Raw genomic sequence first — 17,031 nt, forward strand, 5'->3', positions numbered from 1 at the left:
CAGACCCGAGGATCACTGCAGGTGGCGCGGTTTTCAAACTGCGCCAAAATCGCGCCACATTCCTGGAAGAACTGCGCCATGTCCACACCCGCCGATCTGATCGATGCCCTCGCTTCGTCCGCGGTCGGGTTGACACTGGCCGAGTTGCTGGTCTTGCGCCCGAACGTGTCGCGCCGCACGGCGCAGCGCTGGATCCAGCAGCTGCTCGGGGATGGACGCCTTCAGGCGCAGGGGGCGGGCCGTGCCCGACGCTATCGGGTGGTCGTCCCTGTCGCCGGGCCGCAGACGACCATGCCGCTGCCTTGGGCCAGTGCCATTCCCCTGTCGGCAGACAGTGGCGATGTCTTGGCGTACGTCAGTCAGCCGGTGCAGGCCCGCAAGCCCGTGGGCTACCAGCCGGACTTTCTGGAGCGCTATCGACCTGGCGAAACCCACTACCTCTCCGAACCCCTGCGCCGGCAACTGCACCGCATGGGGCGCACCGCGCAGGTTGGCGCGCCCGCCGGGACCTACAGCCGGGCCATCCTGAACCGCCTGCTGATTGACCTGTCGTGGGCGTCCAGCCACCTGGAGGGCAACACCTACACCCGGCTCGACACCCGCGCACTGATCGAGCAGGGACGGGTCGCGCAGGGCAAGGCCACGATCGAGACGCAGATGATCCTCAACCACAAGACGGCGATCGAATTGCTGGTGGAGAACATCGAGACGGCCGGGTTCGACCGCTACACCTTGCTGAACCTGCACAGCGCGCTGGCCGAGAACCTGCTGCCGAATCCGGCGGACGAAGGCCGCATCCGCCAGCACGCCGTGGACATCGGCCAGAGCGTGTACCGCCCGCTGTCTGGATCCGTGGCCATTGAAGCGGCGCTCGTGACGATGCTCGGCAAGGCGGCGCGCATCACCGATCCATTCGAGCAGTCGCTGTTCCTGCTGGTGCATCTGCCGTATCTGCAGCCGTTCGCGGACATGAACAAGCGCACCTCGCGCCTCATGGCGAACCTGCCGCTGTTCCGCGCCAACCTCTGCCCGCTGACCTTCGTCGATGTGCCCGAGTCGGCTTACGGCAGCGCCACGCTGGGGGTCTACGAGATGACCCGCGTCGAGCTGCTGCGGGACCTGTTCGTCTGGGCCTACGAGCGCTCGACGCAGGAGTACCTGGCGATCCGGCAGACGCTGGCCGAACCGGATCCGCTGCGGCTGCACTGGCGCGACCTGATCCGCGAGACCATCCGTTCCGTGGTCACGCAGCCCGACCGTGACCCGCTGGCGCTGATCGACGAGGCGGTGTCGAGGGCCGGCGTGCCGGCGAGCGAGCGGGCGGATGTGCAGGCGCTGGCCATCGAAGAGCTGCGCCGGCTGCATGAAGGCGTGCTGGCCCGTTACGGTCTGCGTCCGTCGGAGTTCCTGAACTGGCAGCGGCGCGCCTAAAATCGAGGTTTGCTCATTCAACGCAGCGCAACGCCGCGGCAGTCACCATGTCCCAACAGATCAAGCGCGTCGTCCTCGCCTATTCGGGCGGTCTGGACACCTCCATCATCCTCAAGTGGCTCCAGGACGAGTACCAGTGCGAGGTCGTGACCTTCACGGCCGACATCGGCCAGGGCGAGGAGATCGAGCCGGCCCGCGCCAAGGCCATCAAGATGGGCATCAAGCCCGAGAACATCTACATCGAGGACCTGCGCGAAGAGTTCGTGCGCGACTTCGTGTTCCCGATGTTCCGCGCCAATGCGCTGTACGAAGGCGAGTACCTGCTGGGCACGTCCATCGCCCGCCCGCTGATCGCCAAGCGCCTGGTCGAGATCGCCCAGAAGACCGAAGCCGACGCCATCTCGCACGGCGCCACCGGCAAGGGCAACGACCAGGTCCGCTTCGAGCTGGGCGCCTACGCGCTGATGCCGGGCGTGAAGGTCATCGCTCCGTGGCGCGAGTGGACGCTCTCCAGCCGCGAAAGCATGCTGGCTTACGCCGACCAGCACGGCATTCCGGTCGACTTCAAGAAGCGCAAGGGCGGCGGCGCCCCGTACTCGATGGACGCCAACCTGCTGCACATCAGCTATGAAGGCGGCATCCTCGAAGACCCGAACTTCGCGCCGGAAGACAGCATGTGGCGCCTGACGCGCAGTCCGGAAAAGGCGCCGAACAAGCCCCAGACCATCGAGCTGACCTACGAAAAGGGTGACGTGGTCGCCATCGACGGCGAGAAGCTGTCGCCGGCCCAGGTGCTGACCAAGTTGAACGAGATCGGCGGCCTGCACGGCGTCGGTCGCCTGGACAAGGTCGAGAACCGCTACGTCGGCATGAAGAGCCGCGGCTGCTACGAAACCCCTGGCGGCACCATCCTGCTGGCCGGCCACCGCGCCATCGAGTCGATCACGCTCGACCGCGAAGTGCTGGCGCTGAAGGAAGACCTGATGCCGCGTTACGCGCGCATGGTCTACAACGGCTACTGGTTCGCGCCGGAGCGCGTGCTGCTGCAAGGGCTGATCGACGCCTCGCAGGCCACCGTGAACGGCACCGTCAAGCTCAAGCTCTACAAGGGCACGATCATGTGCGTGGGCCGCGAGTCGCTGACCGATTCGCTGTTCGACCCGAAGATCTCGACCTTCGACGACGACGGCGGCGCCTACAACCAGGCGGACGCCGGCGGCTTCATCAAGCTGAACGCGCTGCGCCTGCGCATCGCCGCGAACGCCCGTGCGGCGCGCGCGCCGAAGCCGGTCGAGAAGAAGGCTGCTGCGCCGAAGAAGCCCGCTGCCCGCAAGGCCGCGGCCAAGAAGACCGCCTGAGGAGCTGGACATGAGCAACGAACAACTGAGCGTCGCCAGCGTCGGCACCAAGGCCAACGTCTACTTCGAGGGCCGCTGCGTCTCGCACGGCATCACCCTGGCCGACGGCACGAAGAAGAGCGTGGGCGTGATCCTGCCCGCGTCGCTGACCTTCAACACCGGGGCACCGGAAGTCATGGAAACCGTGGCGGGCGCGTGCAGCGTCCTGCTGCCGGGCCAGAACGAATGGCAGACCTTCGGGCCGGGCCAGTCTTTCAACGTGCCGGGCAACGCGAGCTTCCAGATCAAGGTCGAGGGCGAGCCTTACCACTACATCTGCCATTTCGGCTGATCCCGGCCCAGGGGGACCTGGTGCGTGCGGCGCGCTCAGTGCCGTACGTCACACCGCGCGCAGGGGGGCGCGGCGGTCCTCCCCCGACTTGGGGTATTGATGCGGCATGATCCGAGCCGGTTCGATTCCGAGCCGGCTCCAGACCAGTGAAAAGGGAACCCGTCCAATGATCTCTCGTCGTCATTTCATGGTCGCATCTGCCACGTCGGTGGCGCTGGGTGCGGCAACGCTTCCGGTCTTCGCGCTCGACCGACCCAAGGGCAAGGTGGTGCTCACCGTCAGCGGCAAGATCGGCATCCGCAATGCCGGCACCGTCGCCGAGTTCGACATGGACATGCTGGCCGCGCTGCCGCAGCATTCCTTTTCCACCAAGACCCCGTGGTACCCGGAGGCGCGCAAGTTCACCGGCCCGCTGCTGCGCGATGTGCTGGCCGCGGTCGATGCCCAGGGCAAGAACCTGCGGGCCATCGCGCTCAACGAGTACAAGGTCGACCTGCCGCTTGGCGATGCGCTGAAGTTCAATCTGGTGCTCGCCCGCCTGATGGACGACAAGCCGATGCCGGTGCGCGAGAAGGGCCCCCTGTTCATCATCTACCCCTTCGACTCGGACGAGACCCTGCGGGCCGAGCGCTACTACAGCCGCGCCGCCTGGCAGGTCAAGTCCATCGACGTGCTGGAATGACCGACGACGTCCCGACCGAGCCCGTCGCCGCCAAGGCGCCGACCTCCCGTGTCGGGCGCCTGATGGTGCTCATGGTGGTGCTGCTGTCCGCCGTCTTCGGCGGCATCGGTTGGCTGCAGACCCAGTCGCTGGCCCTGCTCAATGCCAATGTCATCTACCAGGGTGACAACATCGTCTGGAGCTTCTTCCAGCTCGAGACCGAGTCGCTGCGGCTCGGGCAGCAGCTGCACGGTGTCGCCGAAGAGCAGTCGGTCGGCCACTACGAGGCGCTGCGGGAGCGCTACGAGCTGTTTGTCAGCCGCATCAGTCTGGTCGAGCCGCAGCGCACCCGCGAGGTGATGCCCGAGCTGGACCTGCAGCGCCAGGTGCTGGCCCAGCTGCACGATCTGGTGTCGCGCCTCGATCCGGTGCTCGGCCCGGACGCGCCAGACCAGATCGATCCCCGCCGGCTCCGGCCCTTCCTGAACGAATTCGATGCCCTGGGGCGGTCGGTGCGCGACCTGTCGCTGGCGGCCAACCAGGCGGTGGCGGAGACCATCACCAGGCGCAATGAAGCGGTGCGCGACCAGAACCGCATCGGCATCGGCCTCACGATCTTCCAGTTCCTGATGATCGGCGCGTTCGCGTTCGTGGTGGTCCGGCAGGTGCGGGCGCTGGAGCAGCGCCGCAGCGAGCTGGAAACGCTGGCCCACAGCCTGCAGGAAGCGCGGGCGGAGGCCGAGCAGGCCAGCCGCACCAAGAGCGCCTTCCTCGCCAACATGAGCCACGAGCTGCGCACGCCGTTCAACGGCCTGCTCGGCATGATGTCGCTGCTGGACCGCTCGGCGCTGACGGCGCAGCAGCGCGAATACCTCGGCATCGCGCGCCAGTCGGGCGAGCACCTGCTGACCATCCTCAACGACGTGCTCGACGTCTCGAAGATGGAGTCCGGCCGGCTGGAGCTGGTGGCGCGACCGACGGACCTGCGACAGACCGTGAACGAGGTGCAGGCGCTGATGGCGCCGCAGGCCCGCGACAAGGCCCTGAAGCTGGAGGTCGAAGTCGCCGCGGACCTGCCGGAAGCCGTGCAGGCCGACGCCAAGCGGGTCAAGCAGATCCTGTTCAACCTGCTGGGCAACGCCATCAAGTTCACCGACTCCGGCCGGGTGGGGCTGGTGGTGGACCGCGGCCACATGTCCACCGGCCAAGCCGGCATCCGGTTCCGCGTCACGGACACCGGCATCGGCATGGGCGAGGAGACCCGCGCCCGCCTGTTCCAGCGCTTCAGCCAGGGCGACAACAGCATCAGCCGCCGGTTTGGCGGCACCGGCCTCGGCCTGGAAATCTCCCGCACGCTGGCCGAGCTGATGGAAGGCGAGATCACCGTCACGAGCCAGGTCGGCCGCGGCAGCGAGTTCACCGTGGTGCTGCCGCTGGCGGTGCTGGACGCGGGGGCGCTGGCCGCGAGTGGCGGTGGTGGTTCGGGCCGGATCGGGGCAGCGGAGTCGCCGGCCTCGGCACTGTCCGACCGCGCCGCGCCGGGTGCACCGGCCGCGGGCAGCCTGCAGGTCCTGGTCACGGACGACCACCCGGTCAACCGCAAGTTCATGCAGGTGCTGCTGGAGCGGCTGGGGCACCGGGTGCTGCTGGCGACCAATGGCGAAGAGGCTGTGGCGATCGTGCGCGAGCAGCCCTGCGACCTCGTGCTGATGGACGTGCACATGCCGGTCATGGACGGACTCACGGCCGCCCGGACGATCCGCGGCCTGCCGGTGCCGCAGTCCCGGGTGCTGATCGTGGCGCTGACGGCGGATGCCTTTGCCGAGTCCCGCGAGCGGGTGCGGCAGTCGGGCATGGACGATTTCCTGGCCAAGCCGGTGCAGCTGCACGACGTCGAGGAGATGCTGCGCAAGCACTTCGGCGCGCGCGCGCTGGGCAGCATGGGGATGTCGGTGGCCGCGCCCATGCCGACCGAAGCCGCCGTGGTGCCGGCCAGCGCGCCCGCTTCGGTGGTCGCGGTGGCACCACCGGCTGAGGCCCCCAAGGCGGCGGCCCCGGTGCCGGACAAGCCGGCGCGGCGCCGCGTGCGCATCAAGCCGGGCGAGCCGGCGCGGGTGCTGGACCTGCCGCACATCGCCGACACCTGTGCCGCGCTCTCCGCCGATGCCTACCGCACGCTGCTGGCCGGGTTCATGTCGGACGAGAGCGATTCGCTGTCCGACCTGCTGGCCCTGCTCACGGAAGGTGGGGGCGCGGACGATCGCACGAAGGCCGCGCACCGCCTCAAGGGGGCGGCGGCCAGCCTCGGGCTGCAGGAGCTGGCCGAGACGGCCAAGGGGCTGGAAGCGGAGGCGGCCTTGCTGACGGAGGAGGCTGCGCAGCAGATGGCGCAGCGTCTGCGCGAGCAGTTCGAGGCTGCCCGCGACATGGCGACCCGACTGGGCTGGCTGGGCGCCTGAGCGCCCGTTTCTTTCGTTCCGGAAGGGTCAGGCGGCCGCGACCGAGGCGTGCTCGACGCCGCGCATCGTGTCCGGCGCAGCCGCAGCAGGGCGGGCAGCAGCCGGGGCCGGGGCCGGGACTGCGTACTGGCCGTCGGTGCGCGTGGCGCTCCAGCGTTCGACGCTGCCGCGGCGCAAGGTCACGACGATCTGGTTGCCGTAGCTGTCGCGCCAGAGCCAGTCGTTGCCACGCTCGTTCAAGCGCTGACCCAGGCTGTTGGAAATCGCCAGCACGTCGGACATGTGCATGCCGTGGGCGAGTTTCGACTGCAGCGTCACGACGCTGTCAACCATGCCCTTGGGTCGGTCTGCCACGTTGCGCAACTGGCGGGATGCGCGGTTGAACTGCAGGATCGTCCAGAAGGCCATGACCGTGATCGCCAGAGCCAGACCGGCCCAGCGAAAGGCCCACCAGCCAGCAAGTAGGGCGGACGCCGCCAGGACAGCGTTGATGGTGCGTTGGAATGGAACTCTCATGTACCGAATTTTATCGCCGTAGTGGATGGAAGCCTGCATCAGGGCCGCGTAACGAAAGGTATTAACCCCGCGCATGAGGGGGGGTGATACTGTGCTCGCCGGCCAGGAAAGTGTAGGGGACTGCCGCCGAAAACGATAAATATGGAACAATTCTGGCCGATTGATTTCTTTCGCAAGCAGAGACTTGCCTGAAATATATTCATTTGATATCAATTGCTTATATGAAATCGAATGAAATTAATCACGAATAGGGGTTTGGCCCTAATGCCAGAGGCCTCTGCCCGCTGATGGAGGATTTGCGCGCTCGAGCCGTTCTGGTAGAGACAGGGTGTCGCGGTGGCCCCACGCTCAGGAGAGCTGGCGGACCGTTTCGATCGCCTCTTCGATGCGTTCGATGGGGTGCACGGTCAGGCCCTCGATCGGCTTTTTCGGCGCGTTGGCCTTGGGCACCAGCGCCACGGTGAAGCCCAGCTTGGCGGCTTCCTTCAGCCGCTCCTGTCCCCGCGGCGCCGGCCGCACCTCGCCCGCCAGCCCGACTTCGCCAAACGCGATGAAACCTTTCGGCAGCGGCCGCCCGCGCAGCGAACTCTGGATCGCCAGCAGCACCGCCAGATCCGCCGCCGGCTCGCTGATGCGCACGCCGCCCACCGCGTTGACGAACACGTCCTGGTCCGCGCAGGAAACACCCGCGTGCCGGTGCAGCACCGCCAGCAGCATCGCCAGCCGGTCCCGGTCCAGGCCGACGCTGAGCCGGCGCGGGCTGGGGCCACCGGCATCCACCAGCGCCTGGATCTCGACCAGCAGCGGCCGCGTCCCCTCCAGCGTCACCAGCACGCAGGCTCCCGGCACCGGCTCGCTGTGGCTCGACAGGAAGATGGCACTCGGATTCGCCACGCCCTTGAGGCCCTTCTCCGTCATCGCGAACACGCCGATCTCGTTGACCGCGCCGAAGCGGTTCTTGATGGCGCGCACCAGGCGGAAGCTCGAATGCGTGTCGCCCTCGAAGTACAGCACCGTGTCGACGATGTGCTCCAGCACGCGGGGGCCGGCCAGCGCGCCTTCCTTGGTGACGTGGCCGACCAGCACGATGGTGCAGCCGCTGGACTTGGCGGTGCGGGTGAGCTGCGCCGCGCACTCGCGGACCTGGGCGACCGAGCCGGGGGCGGAGGTGAGCTGGTCGGAGTAGAGGGTCTGGATCGAGTCGATGACGCAGAACGCCGGCTGCTCCAGCGCCAGCGTCGCCTGGATGCGCTCCAGCCCGATCTCGGCCAGCACGCGAAGCTGCGTGCCACCCAGCCCGAGCCGGTGCGCCCGCAGCGCGACCTGCGCCCCCGATTCCTCGCCGGTCACGTAGAGCACCTTCATCTGGTGGGACAGCGCCTCGGCCGCCTGCAGCAGCAGCGTGCTCTTGCCGATGCCGGGGTCGCCGCCGATCAGCACCACGCCGCCTTCGACGATGCCGCCGCCGAGCACGCGGTCGAGTTCCTCCAGCCCGGTGGGCGTGCGGGCCACGTCAGCGGCCTCGATGTCGGCGAGCGTGGCGACCGGCTGGCTCTTGGCGAGCGCCTGGAAGCGGTTGTTCTTGCTGCCGCCCGGGCCGGCCACCGGTTCGGCGATGGTCTCGTCGAGCGTGTTCCATGCGCCGCAGTGCGGGCACTTGCCGAGCCATTTGGCGTTGGTGCCGCCGCAGTCGCGGCAGGTGTAGATCGTCTTGTCGCGTGCCATGCAGCGGATTGTCCCCTGCGCGCCGTGTGGCAGGATGTGTCCATGGAATTCAATACTTGGCTCACGTTTCTCGCCGCCGCCGTGGCGATCAGCCTGTCCCCCGGCCCGGGTGCGATTGCCGCGATGGGCGCTGGCCTGAACCACGGGTTTCGCCGCGGGCAGGTCATCGCCTTCGGTCTGCTGATGGGGGTGTGGACGCAGACGCTGGTGGTGGGCTTCGGCTTGGGGCTGCTGCTGTCGACCTCCGAGGTGGCCTTCTCGGTCGTCAAGTGGGTGGGCGCGGCCTACCTCGTCTGGCTCGGCATCCAGCAGTGGCGCGCGCCGGTCCGCCCGCTGGTGGCACCGGCGGGCGAGGCTGCGTCGGATGACCATCTGGCGCGCACGCTGTTCCTGCGCGGCTGGATGGTCAACGCGCTCAATCCGAAAGGCACGGTGTTCCTCATCGCCGTGCTGCCGCAGTTCATCGACGCGGCGCGGCCGCTGCTGGCGCAGTACCTGGCGATCGGCGCCACCTTCGGTGTGGTCGAGTCTCTGGTGATGAGCGGCTATGTGGCGCTGGCCTCGCGCGTGCTGGGACTGCTGCGCGAGCCGCAGCAGCTCCGCTGGATGAACCGCACCTTCGGGAGCCTGTTCATCGTCGCGGGGGCCGTGCTGGGGCTGTTCCGGCGCGCCTGAGGCCGGACGCTCACACCGTGCGCCACATCGTGTCGTACAAGGAGCCGGGCAGGAAGTTCTCGCTCCCCTTGGCGACCATGCCCAGGTAGTCCTTGTCGGACATCATGCGGACCTGCATGGCCTCGAAGGCCGCCAGGTTGTCGTAATTGGCGCTCCAGGCCACGCGGTTCGGATTGCCGCCGATCGGCATGTGGACCGTCACGTCCACACCGAAGTGGCTCTTGATGTAGCCGGAAATCTCGTGGGCGAAGCCGAGCGCGCTGCCGACCTTGCCTGGACCGATGGATGCTGTGCGAAGGAACGTGATCATCTGGACACTCCTGTCCGCCGAGACGGGCGGCGGTCCCGGCCACTGGTGGGGCAGCGGCTGCCACGAGTGTGATCCTTTGCGGTACCAGTGTCGATGGACGGACGACGCTGGCGCGCCCGGTCCTAGTCAGAGGAGAGGATGCCGCGGCCCCGCTTCGCCTTGGTCGCGCTGTGCCGGGTCTTGGACTCCAGCCGGCGCTGGGTCGAGCCATAGGTCGGCTTGGTCGCACGGCGGGCCTTGGGCACGTGGGCGGCGCGGTCGACCATGTCCTGCAGCCGGACCAGCGCGTCGGCCTGGTTGCGCGGCAGGCTGCGGTGGTCCTGGGCCTTGATGACGACCACACCGTCGCTGCCGATGCGGCTGTCGGGCAGCGCGAGCAGGCGCTCCTTCACGGCCTCGGGCAGCGACGACGCCCGGATGTCGAAGCGCAGGTGCGCCGCGCTCGACACCTTGTTGACGTTCTGCCCGCCCGCGCCCTGGGCGCGGATGGCCGTGAAATCGACCTCGCGCGGGTCGATCACGGGCGGTTTCATGGCTGCGCCGGCGCGGGGTGGCGTCCGTCCAGGTCGAGTACCCGTGTGGGCACCCGCTGCGCCAGCGCACACATCAGCTCGTAGCCGATGGTGCCGGCCGCGTGCGCGACCTCGTCGATGGGCAGCACCGTGCCGTCCGGGCCGTGGCCCCAGAGCGTGACCTCGCTGCCGACCTCGGCCTGCGGCACAGGCGTCAGGTCCACGGCCAGCATGTCCATCGAGACGCGGCCCACCGTCGTGGTGCGCACGCCGTCGACCAGCACGGGCGTGCCGGTGGGGGCGTGGCGCGGGTAGCCGTCGGCGTAACCGCAGGCGACGACGCCGATGCGCATGGCCTGTTCGGCGCGGAAGCGGCTGCCGTAGCCGACCGTGTCGCCGGGCTGCAGCGCCTGGGTCGAGATCAGCCGCGAGCGCAGCGTCATCGTCGGCGTCAGGCCCCAGTGGGCGATGCCGTGTTCGGGGAAGTCGGGCGCGCTGCCGTAGCTGAGGATGCCGCTGCGGACCCAGTCGGCGCGCACCTCGGTGTCGGCGGCGTGGCGGAGGATGGCTGCGCTGTTGCTCAGACTGCGCTCGCCGGGCAGGTCGTGCGTGGCGGCGTGGAAGGCGGCGACCTGGTGCGCGATGCCGCGCGGGCCGTCGGCGTCGGAGAAGTGGGTGACCAGCGAGATCTCGTCGACCTGCGGCAGCGCGTTGAGCCGGGTCCAGGCGCTGCGCAGGTGCGCGCCGGTGAAGCCCAGCCGGTTCATGCCGCTGTTCATCTTGAGGAAGACGCGGTGCGGCTGGTGGGTCTTGTGCGCGGCGAGCCAGTCGATCTGCGTCTCGTGGTGGACGACATGCCAGAGGTTCAGCCGCGAGCACAGCTCCAGGTCGCGCTGCTCGAAACAGCCTTCCAGCAGCAGCACCGGCCCGCGCCAGCCCAGGTTGCGCACGCGCTGCGCCTCTTCCAGATCGAGCATCGCCAAGCCGTCGGCGCCGAGCAGGCCGGGCCAGACCCGCTCGATGCCGTGGCCATAGGCATTGGCCTTGATCACGGCCCAGAGGCGGGAGTCGCCCGCGTGTCGGCGGGCAACCCGCAGATTGCTGGCCAGGGCATCGGGATGGAGGAGGGCTTCGATCGGACGTGGCATGGCGAAAGATTGTGCCAGCCCCCCGCGACCTGAGGATTTCACCAGCGGTGCGCGCAGGGGCGCATGCTATAACCGCGCCGCACTGCAGCGGCGCCCGTCGCCGACTGGTCTGTCCCTGTTTTCGGTCCCCGTCCCCGTGCCCATCTCCACTACCAACAGAGCCGTCTCAGCCGGATGAAAAAAGGCTTCCACACCATCATGTCGGCGCAGTTCTTCAGCTCGCTGGCAGACAACGCCTTGTTCGTCGCCGCGGTCGAGCTGCTGCGGACTTCCGGTTCGCCCGAGTGGCAGCGTGCCGCGCTGGTGCCGATGTTCGCGCTGTTCTACGTGATCCTGGCGCCGTTCGTGGGGGCCTTCGCCGACGCGGTGCCCAAGGGCAGGGTGATGTTCTTCTCGAACACCATCAAGGTCGTCGGCTGCCTGATGATGCTGTTCGGCACCCACCCGCTGGCCGCCTACGCCATCGTCGGCCTGGGGGCTGCCGCCTACTCGCCGGCCAAGTACGGCATCCTGACCGAACTCCTGCCCCCTTCGCAGCTCGTCAAGGCCAATGGCTGGATCGAGGGCCTGACGATCTCCTCGATCATCCTGGGCGTGCTGCTCGGCGGACAGCTGGTGGGGCCGCACATCGCGCCGCACCTGCTCGCCTTCGACTTCCCGCTGCTCGACCTGGGGGTCGACACGCCGCCCGAGGCCGCGATCTCCTCGCTGGTGTTCCTCTACATCATCGCCGCGGTGTTCAACCTCTACATCCCGCGCACCGACGCGCCGCTGCAGCCGCTCTCCAGCGATCCGATGGCGCTGATCCGGGACTTCTCCGAGTGCAATTCGCGCCTGTGGAACGACCGGCTGGGCCAGATCTCGCTCGCCACGACCACGCTGTTCTGGGGCGTCTCGGGCAACCTGCGCTACATCGTGCTGGCCTGGGCCGCGGCCGCACTCGGCTACGGCACGACCCAGGCCTCGTCGCTGGTCGGCGTGGTGGCGGTCGGCACGGCGGTGGGCGCCGTGGCCGCGTCGATGCTGATGCGGCTGGAGCACGCCACACGTGTCATGCCGCTGGGCGTGGCGATGGGCCTGCTGGTGGTGCTGATGAACTTCATCGACAACGTCTGGCTGGCCGCACCCTTCCTGATCGTGCTGGGCGGGCTGGGGGGCTTCCTGGTGGTGCCGATGAACGCGCTGCTGCAGCACCGCGGCCACAACCTGATGGGCGCCGGCCGCTCGATCGCCGTGCAGAACTTCAACGAGCAGGCCTGCATCCTGGCACTGGGCGCGTTCTACACCGGCATGACCCGCGGCGGGCTGTCGGCCTTCGGCGCGATCACGATCTTCGGCCTGCTGGTGGCCGGCACCATGGAGCTGATCCGCCGCTGGCACCGCCGCAATGCGGTCGAGCACCGCGACGAGGTCGATCGCCTGATGGCCATTGCCCGCAGCGACGGCGGGCACTGACGCGGGCACTGCGCCCGCGTCGACGCCAGTTCAGGACGCCATCAGAGCGCCATCGGCGCCGTCGGCTGGAACACGCGGTCGAAGGTGCGGTCGTGGCGGGCCAGCAACTGCTCCAGCGCGTGGTCGTCCAGCGGGGTGGTGAGGCAGGCGTCGCAGTCGGCGAAGGTGGCTCGGATGCGCTCGATCGGCGCCAGCTTCTGCGTCAGCGCCACCACCACAGGCGCCATGCCGGCGAGCGTCGGATGGCGGCGGATGCGGCGGCAGGTCTGGAAGCCGGCCGAGCCGCCCTGGCCCACGCCGAGGAACACGAAACCGAACACCACCCGGCTGGTCAGCGCCACGGCCTCGTCGCTGGTCCGGGTCAGCGTCACCCGGTAGCCGAAGGCCATCAGCCGCTCGCGCAGCAGCCGGCATTCGGCCGGGCTGTTGCTCACCACCAGCACCTGGTCGAGCCGCTGCTCGCCGTCGGTCAGCACCGCGTTGCTGTAGCCGGAGCTGGCGCGGAAGTCCTGCACGTCGTGGTCATTGATCGCCTGCTGCCGGGTCAGCCCGCTCGGGCCGCTGGCCGCCAGCCGCAGCCGTGGGGCCAGTCCGGACTCGCGCAGCGCACGGGCGGCGCGGCGGCTCTTGAGGTCGTCGAGCGCGCGGCGCAGCTGCAGCGCGTCGATCGGGCGGTTCAGGTGGGCGCCGGCGGTCGGGGGCGTTCTCGATCCGCCGATGAACACCGTGTCACGCACCCGCCCGGCCCGCCCGACCGCCAGGATCGCGTCCGGCTGGTCCGCATCGGCCACCAGCCAGTCGCAGTCGGTGACCGATTCGCCCACGGTGTAGACCGGCACGGCATCCACCAGCCGGAAGTAGCTTTCCAGCGTCTGGCGCTCGAACGCACTGAAGCCGACGATGGCAATTCGCTGGGCGACGGTACGCATGGGGGACTCCGCTCTGTAACTGTGGTGTGACAAGTCGATTCTTGGAGACGCCCCGCCCAGCGTCAAGGCGCCGATCCCCCTCAATACGATGTGGTACCGACCACCCTTCGAGGTGGAATGCACGGTGGACCGCACGAATTTTCAGGATCGATCCCCGACTTCATGGTGTGGCGGCTCGGCGGATAATCTGCGACCCCCTCGCAGGAGCACTTCCCATGTTCGAACACGTCGATGCCTACGCCGGCGATCCCATCCTCACGCTGAACGAGAATTTCCAGAAGGACCCCCGGCCGGGCAAGATCAACCTGTCGATCGGCATCTACTTCGACGACGCCGGCCGCCTGCCGGTGATGCAGGCCGTGCGCACTGCCGAGACGGCGATGCTGCAGTCCATCGGCCCGCGTGGCTACCTGCCGATGGTGGGCGCCACCAACACGCGCGAGCAGATCCAGCACCTGCTGTTCGGCGCCGGCCACGAGGCGGTCACCAGCGGCCGCACCGTGACGATCCAGACCCTGGGCGGCTCCGGCGCGCTCAAGGTCGGCGCGGACTTCCTGAAGAAATACTTCCCCGACAGCACGGCCTGGATCAGCGACCCGACCTGGGACAACCACCGGGCGATCTTCGAGGGCGCCGGCTTCGCGGTGCACACCTACCCGTACTACGACCCCGCCACCGGCGGTCTGAAGTTCGACGCGATGCTGGAGACCCTCCGCGGTCTGCCGGCGCGCTCCATCGTGCTGCTGCACGCCTGCTGCCACAACCCGACGGGCGTGGACCTGACGGCAGCCCAGTGGGCCGAGCTGATCCCGGTGCTGGTCGAGCGTGACCTGATCCCCTTCGTCGACATCGCCTACCAGGGCTTCGGCGACGGCGTGCAGGAAGACGCCTTCGCGCTGCGGGCGCTGGCGGACGCGGGCATCGCCTTCTTCGTGGCGAACAGCTTCTCCAAGAGCTTCTCGCTCTACGGCGAGCGGGTCGGCGGGCTGAGCGTGGTCTGTCCGACGGTAGCGGAGGCCGGGCTGGTCATTGGCCAGCTGCAGGTCGCCGTGCGCAAGAACTATTCGAGCCCGCCGACCCACGGCGGCCAGATCGTCGCCCGCGTGCTGGCGGATGCGGCGCTGCGCCAGTCGTGGACGGACGAGCTGGACGCGATGCGCGTGCGGATCCAGGCCATGCGCGAGCGGCTGCACGCCGTCCTGTCCGACAAGGTGCCGGGGCGGGACTTCAGCTACTTCCTGACCCAGCGCGGCATGTTCAGCTACACGGGGCTGTCGCCGCAGCAGGTCGATGTGCTGCGCGAGACGCATGGGGTCTACCTGGTCCGCTCGGGGCGGATGTGCGTGGCGGGGCTGAACAGCGGCAACGTGGAGCGCACGGCCGAGGCGATGGCCGCCGTGCTGGCGGGGTAAGGGCGCTTCTGCGGTGGTGGGGGTACCATGGGGAAGCATCGCATTTGCGCGCCGACGCCAAGCGCACTTCACTCCCCACACGGCCGCATGAACACCATACTTTTCTCGAAGCAGTCCGCCTCCCGCTCAGACGAAGACGCGCTCTTTGGTGACACGGACGCCGTACATCCGGATCCCGACGATCCGGGGGCGGACGTGGCCGAAGCAGCCGAGGTCGCCGAGGTGGCCGAGGCGGTGCTCACCCCCGCGTGCACGGCGGTGGCCGTCCACGAAGGCCAGCTCACCGAATGGATCGACGCCATCGTCGATGGCAACCAGCGTGCCCTCGCGGCGCTGTACGACGCCACGGTGTCGCGGGTCTACGGCCTCGTGCTGCGCATGTTGCGCAAGCCGGCGCTGGCCGAGGAGGTGGTGGAGGACACCTACTTCCAGGTCTGGCGCCAGGCGGTGCGCTTTGACGCGGCACGCGCCAAGGTGATGACCTGGCTGCTGAACATGGCGCGCTCGCGGGCCATCGACACCATGCGCCGCGAAGCCCGGTTCCAGCACGAGAGCCTGGACGACGACTCGCTGCCCGAGACGGTGGCGGACCAGCCCGCTGCGGATGAGCTGCTGGACGCCTCGCGCGACCACGCCGATCTGCACCGTGCGCTGATGCAGCTGAGTGCGCAGCCGCGGCAGCTGCTCGCGCTCGCCTTCTTTCGCGGGCTCAGCCACGAGGACATTTCCCAGGAGGTGGCCCTGCCGCTGGGCACCGTGAAATCGCAGATCCGACGCGCACTGATCAGCCTGCGTCAGCTGCTGGGCGGGAGCGGCTTGCCCATGCCGGTCTCCTGAGCGCCCACTGTCCTGTACCGATGCCCTGGATCGCCTGAGAATTTGTCACCATGAACCCGACACCGAAGAACGAATTGCTGCCCATCGGGCGCCCGCCGGCGCTGGTGGATCACGATTTCGAGCTGCTGCTGCAGGAGCCCTTTGCCAGCGCCTGGGAGTCCCCGGCGCCGCCGGCCTCCCTGCGCGAGCGCCTGGCGCAGCGCCTGGCCGCATCGAGTGCAGTGTCGGCCCCGATGACCACCCGCCGCCACCGACGCCTGCCGCGGATGGTCGTGGCCGCCGGGGTGCAGGCGCAAGACCTCTACCGCGCTGCCAGCGGCCGTCCCCTGCGGCCGGGCGAGCCGCTGCGGGCGCGGCTGCTGGAGCTGGCGCCCGGTGCCACGGTGCCGGTGCAGGTGCTGGACGATGGCGCTGCCGCCGGGCGTTGCCACCGCGAGTTGCTGGTGCTGTCTGGCCGTGTCGAACTGGCCGGCCAGACGCTGTCCCAGCGCGACTACCACGTCCTGCCCAGCGGCCAGCCGATGCCGACGCTGCACGCGGCGGAACACACGCTGCTCTTCTGGCGCGAGTCGGCGCTGGAGGCCCTGCCGGGCGAGGCGGCGCACACCGTGTTCGACGCCGCAGCCGGCTGGCCCGAACTCGCCCCCGGCATCCGGCGCCGCATCCTCTGGCAGCGCGGCACCCAGGCGGCCATGCTCTACCACGCCGCCCCCGGCGCCATGCTGCCGCGCCACGACCACGGCCACGACGAGGAGTGCCTGATGCTGCAGGGCGAGCTGTTCCTCGACGACGTGCTGCTGCAGACCTTCGACTACCAGCTGGCCCCGGCCGGCAGCGAACACATCGTCACGCAGACCGACACGGGGGTCGTGATCTACGCGCATGGGGACATCGAGCTGCATTTCCTGGGGTGAGCGCCGTGTCATCAGCCTGCGCAAGGCCAACCGCCGGGAGATCCAGCGCTATGTCGAAACTTAAAGCCGGAACCATCCTGCCGACGCCCGCCGAGGACGCCCGCTGGGCAGCACGACCAAGGCGCAGGTGACGCTGCGGCTTGATGCCGATCTGGTGGCGCGCTTCCGTGCGAGCGGGCCGGGGTGGCAGACGCGGATCAATGCGGTGCTGCGGGAGGCGTTGGTGCAGGGGATTGGTGGGAACTGCCCCCCTCCCCACCCCAGAGGGATAGCCCCACGCTGAGTCTCCCCCGACACTGACCCGACACACCGCAGCCGCGACCCAACGGCCCCATTTCTTGCTGCTACGCTAACAGCG

General features: G+C 68.8%; 17 protein-coding genes. 11 read left to right on the forward strand and 6 right to left on the reverse strand.

The genetic code is table 11. From position 1 onward, the window contains the following. The first annotated feature begins 78 nt into the window (after positions 1 to 78). The 5 genes from AABN02_RS04875 to AABN02_RS04895 all read left to right on the forward strand — a co-directional run bounded on the left by AABN02_RS04875 (position 79) and on the right by AABN02_RS04895 (position 6,240). Complete coding sequence (locus AABN02_RS04875; protein WP_338413790.1) at positions 79 to 1,431, forward strand: Fic family protein; 1,353 nt, start codon at positions 79 to 81, stop codon at positions 1,429 to 1,431. 47 nt (positions 1,432 to 1,478) lie between these two features. Beyond that, positions 1,479 to 2,789: an argininosuccinate synthase gene (locus AABN02_RS04880; protein ID WP_338413791.1), complete on the forward strand. Its 1,311-nt coding sequence runs from the start codon at positions 1,479 to 1,481 to the stop codon at positions 2,787 to 2,789. 10 nt (positions 2,790 to 2,799) lie between these two features. Continuing rightward, a complete protein-coding gene (locus AABN02_RS04885; RefSeq protein ID WP_338413792.1) occupies positions 2,800 to 3,120 on the forward strand; it encodes a pyrimidine/purine nucleoside phosphorylase in 321 nt (106 codons plus the stop codon). A 187-nt stretch (positions 3,121 to 3,307) separates the two neighbouring features. Continuing rightward, a complete protein-coding gene (locus AABN02_RS04890; RefSeq protein ID WP_338413793.1) occupies positions 3,308 to 3,802 on the forward strand; it encodes a hypothetical protein in 495 nt (164 codons plus the stop codon). Then, a complete protein-coding gene (locus AABN02_RS04895; protein WP_338413794.1) occupies positions 3,799 to 6,240 on the forward strand; it encodes an ATP-binding protein in 2,442 nt (813 codons plus the stop codon). The genes AABN02_RS04890 and AABN02_RS04895 overlap by 4 nt, the downstream gene beginning before the upstream one ends. Positions 6,241 to 6,267: 27 nt before the next feature. On the opposite strand, the gene AABN02_RS04900 is transcribed toward AABN02_RS04895, so the two are convergent. Together AABN02_RS04900 and radA are read right to left on the reverse strand one after the other, a co-directional pair. Beyond that, the gene (locus AABN02_RS04900) at positions 6,268 to 6,756 is read right to left on the reverse strand and encodes a hypothetical protein (protein ID WP_338413795.1); all 489 of its coding nucleotides are present in this window, start codon (positions 6,754 to 6,756) and stop codon (positions 6,268 to 6,270) included. A gap of 348 nt (positions 6,757 to 7,104) precedes the next feature. Further along, positions 7,105 to 8,481 (reverse strand): DNA repair protein RadA, encoded by a 1,377-nt coding sequence (gene radA, locus AABN02_RS04905; RefSeq protein ID WP_338413796.1) that lies wholly within the window; start codon positions 8,479 to 8,481, stop codon positions 7,105 to 7,107. A gap of 42 nt (positions 8,482 to 8,523) precedes the next feature. Here radA and AABN02_RS04910 point away from each other — a divergent pair, with 42 nt between their 5' ends. Further along, the gene (locus AABN02_RS04910) at positions 8,524 to 9,156 is read left to right on the forward strand and encodes a LysE family transporter (RefSeq protein ID WP_338413797.1); all 633 of its coding nucleotides are present in this window, start codon (positions 8,524 to 8,526) and stop codon (positions 9,154 to 9,156) included. Positions 9,157 to 9,166: 10 nt separating this feature from the next. Here the strand turns inward: AABN02_RS04910 and AABN02_RS04915 are convergent, their stop codons facing one another. From AABN02_RS04915 to alr, 3 genes are all read right to left on the reverse strand, one after another. Next, a complete protein-coding gene (locus tag AABN02_RS04915) occupies positions 9,167 to 9,466 on the reverse strand; it encodes a hypothetical protein (RefSeq protein ID WP_338413798.1) in 300 nt (99 codons plus the stop codon). A gap of 122 nt (positions 9,467 to 9,588) precedes the next feature. Then, positions 9,589 to 9,999 carry an alternative ribosome rescue aminoacyl-tRNA hydrolase ArfB gene (gene arfB, locus AABN02_RS04920; protein WP_338413799.1) on the reverse strand — a complete coding sequence of 137 codons (411 nt, stop codon included), beginning with the start codon at positions 9,997 to 9,999 and terminating at the stop codon, positions 9,589 to 9,591. Then, the gene (gene alr, locus AABN02_RS04925) at positions 9,996 to 11,126 is read right to left on the reverse strand and encodes an alanine racemase (RefSeq protein WP_338413800.1); all 1,131 of its coding nucleotides are present in this window, start codon (positions 11,124 to 11,126) and stop codon (positions 9,996 to 9,998) included. The genes arfB and alr overlap by 4 nt, the downstream gene beginning before the upstream one ends. 174 nt (positions 11,127 to 11,300) lie before the next feature. On the opposite strand from alr, the gene lplT reads away from it, so the two are divergent. Beyond that, on the forward strand, positions 11,301 to 12,581 hold the full coding sequence (gene lplT, locus AABN02_RS04930; protein WP_338413801.1) for a lysophospholipid transporter LplT: 1,281 nt from the start codon (positions 11,301 to 11,303) through the stop codon (positions 12,579 to 12,581). 41 nt (positions 12,582 to 12,622) lie between these two features. Here the strand turns inward: lplT and AABN02_RS04935 are convergent, their stop codons facing one another. Further along, the gene (locus tag AABN02_RS04935) at positions 12,623 to 13,510 is read right to left on the reverse strand and encodes a response regulator (RefSeq protein ID WP_338413802.1); all 888 of its coding nucleotides are present in this window, start codon (positions 13,508 to 13,510) and stop codon (positions 12,623 to 12,625) included. 215 nt (positions 13,511 to 13,725) lie between these two features. On the opposite strand from AABN02_RS04935, the gene AABN02_RS04940 reads away from it, so the two are divergent. From AABN02_RS04940 to AABN02_RS04955, 4 genes are all read left to right on the forward strand, one after another. After that, the gene (locus tag AABN02_RS04940) at positions 13,726 to 14,922 is read left to right on the forward strand and encodes an amino acid aminotransferase (protein ID WP_338413803.1); all 1,197 of its coding nucleotides are present in this window, start codon (positions 13,726 to 13,728) and stop codon (positions 14,920 to 14,922) included. A gap of 87 nt (positions 14,923 to 15,009) precedes the next feature. Beyond that, positions 15,010 to 15,759 (forward strand): sigma-70 family RNA polymerase sigma factor, encoded by a 750-nt coding sequence (locus AABN02_RS04945; RefSeq protein WP_338413804.1) that lies wholly within the window; start codon positions 15,010 to 15,012, stop codon positions 15,757 to 15,759. A 50-nt stretch (positions 15,760 to 15,809) separates the two neighbouring features. Further along, positions 15,810 to 16,673 carry a cupin domain-containing protein gene (locus AABN02_RS04950; protein WP_338413805.1) on the forward strand — a complete coding sequence of 288 codons (864 nt, stop codon included), beginning with the start codon at positions 15,810 to 15,812 and terminating at the stop codon, positions 16,671 to 16,673. 127 nt (positions 16,674 to 16,800) lie between these two features. Next, the gene (locus tag AABN02_RS04955) at positions 16,801 to 16,956 is read left to right on the forward strand and encodes a BrnA antitoxin family protein (protein WP_338413806.1); all 156 of its coding nucleotides are present in this window, start codon (positions 16,801 to 16,803) and stop codon (positions 16,954 to 16,956) included. Positions 16,957 to 17,031: the final 75 nt, after the last annotated feature.

Source organism: uncultured Sphaerotilus sp. (assembly GCF_963924895.1).
GTDB lineage: Bacteria > Pseudomonadota > Gammaproteobacteria > Burkholderiales > Burkholderiaceae_C > Sphaerotilus.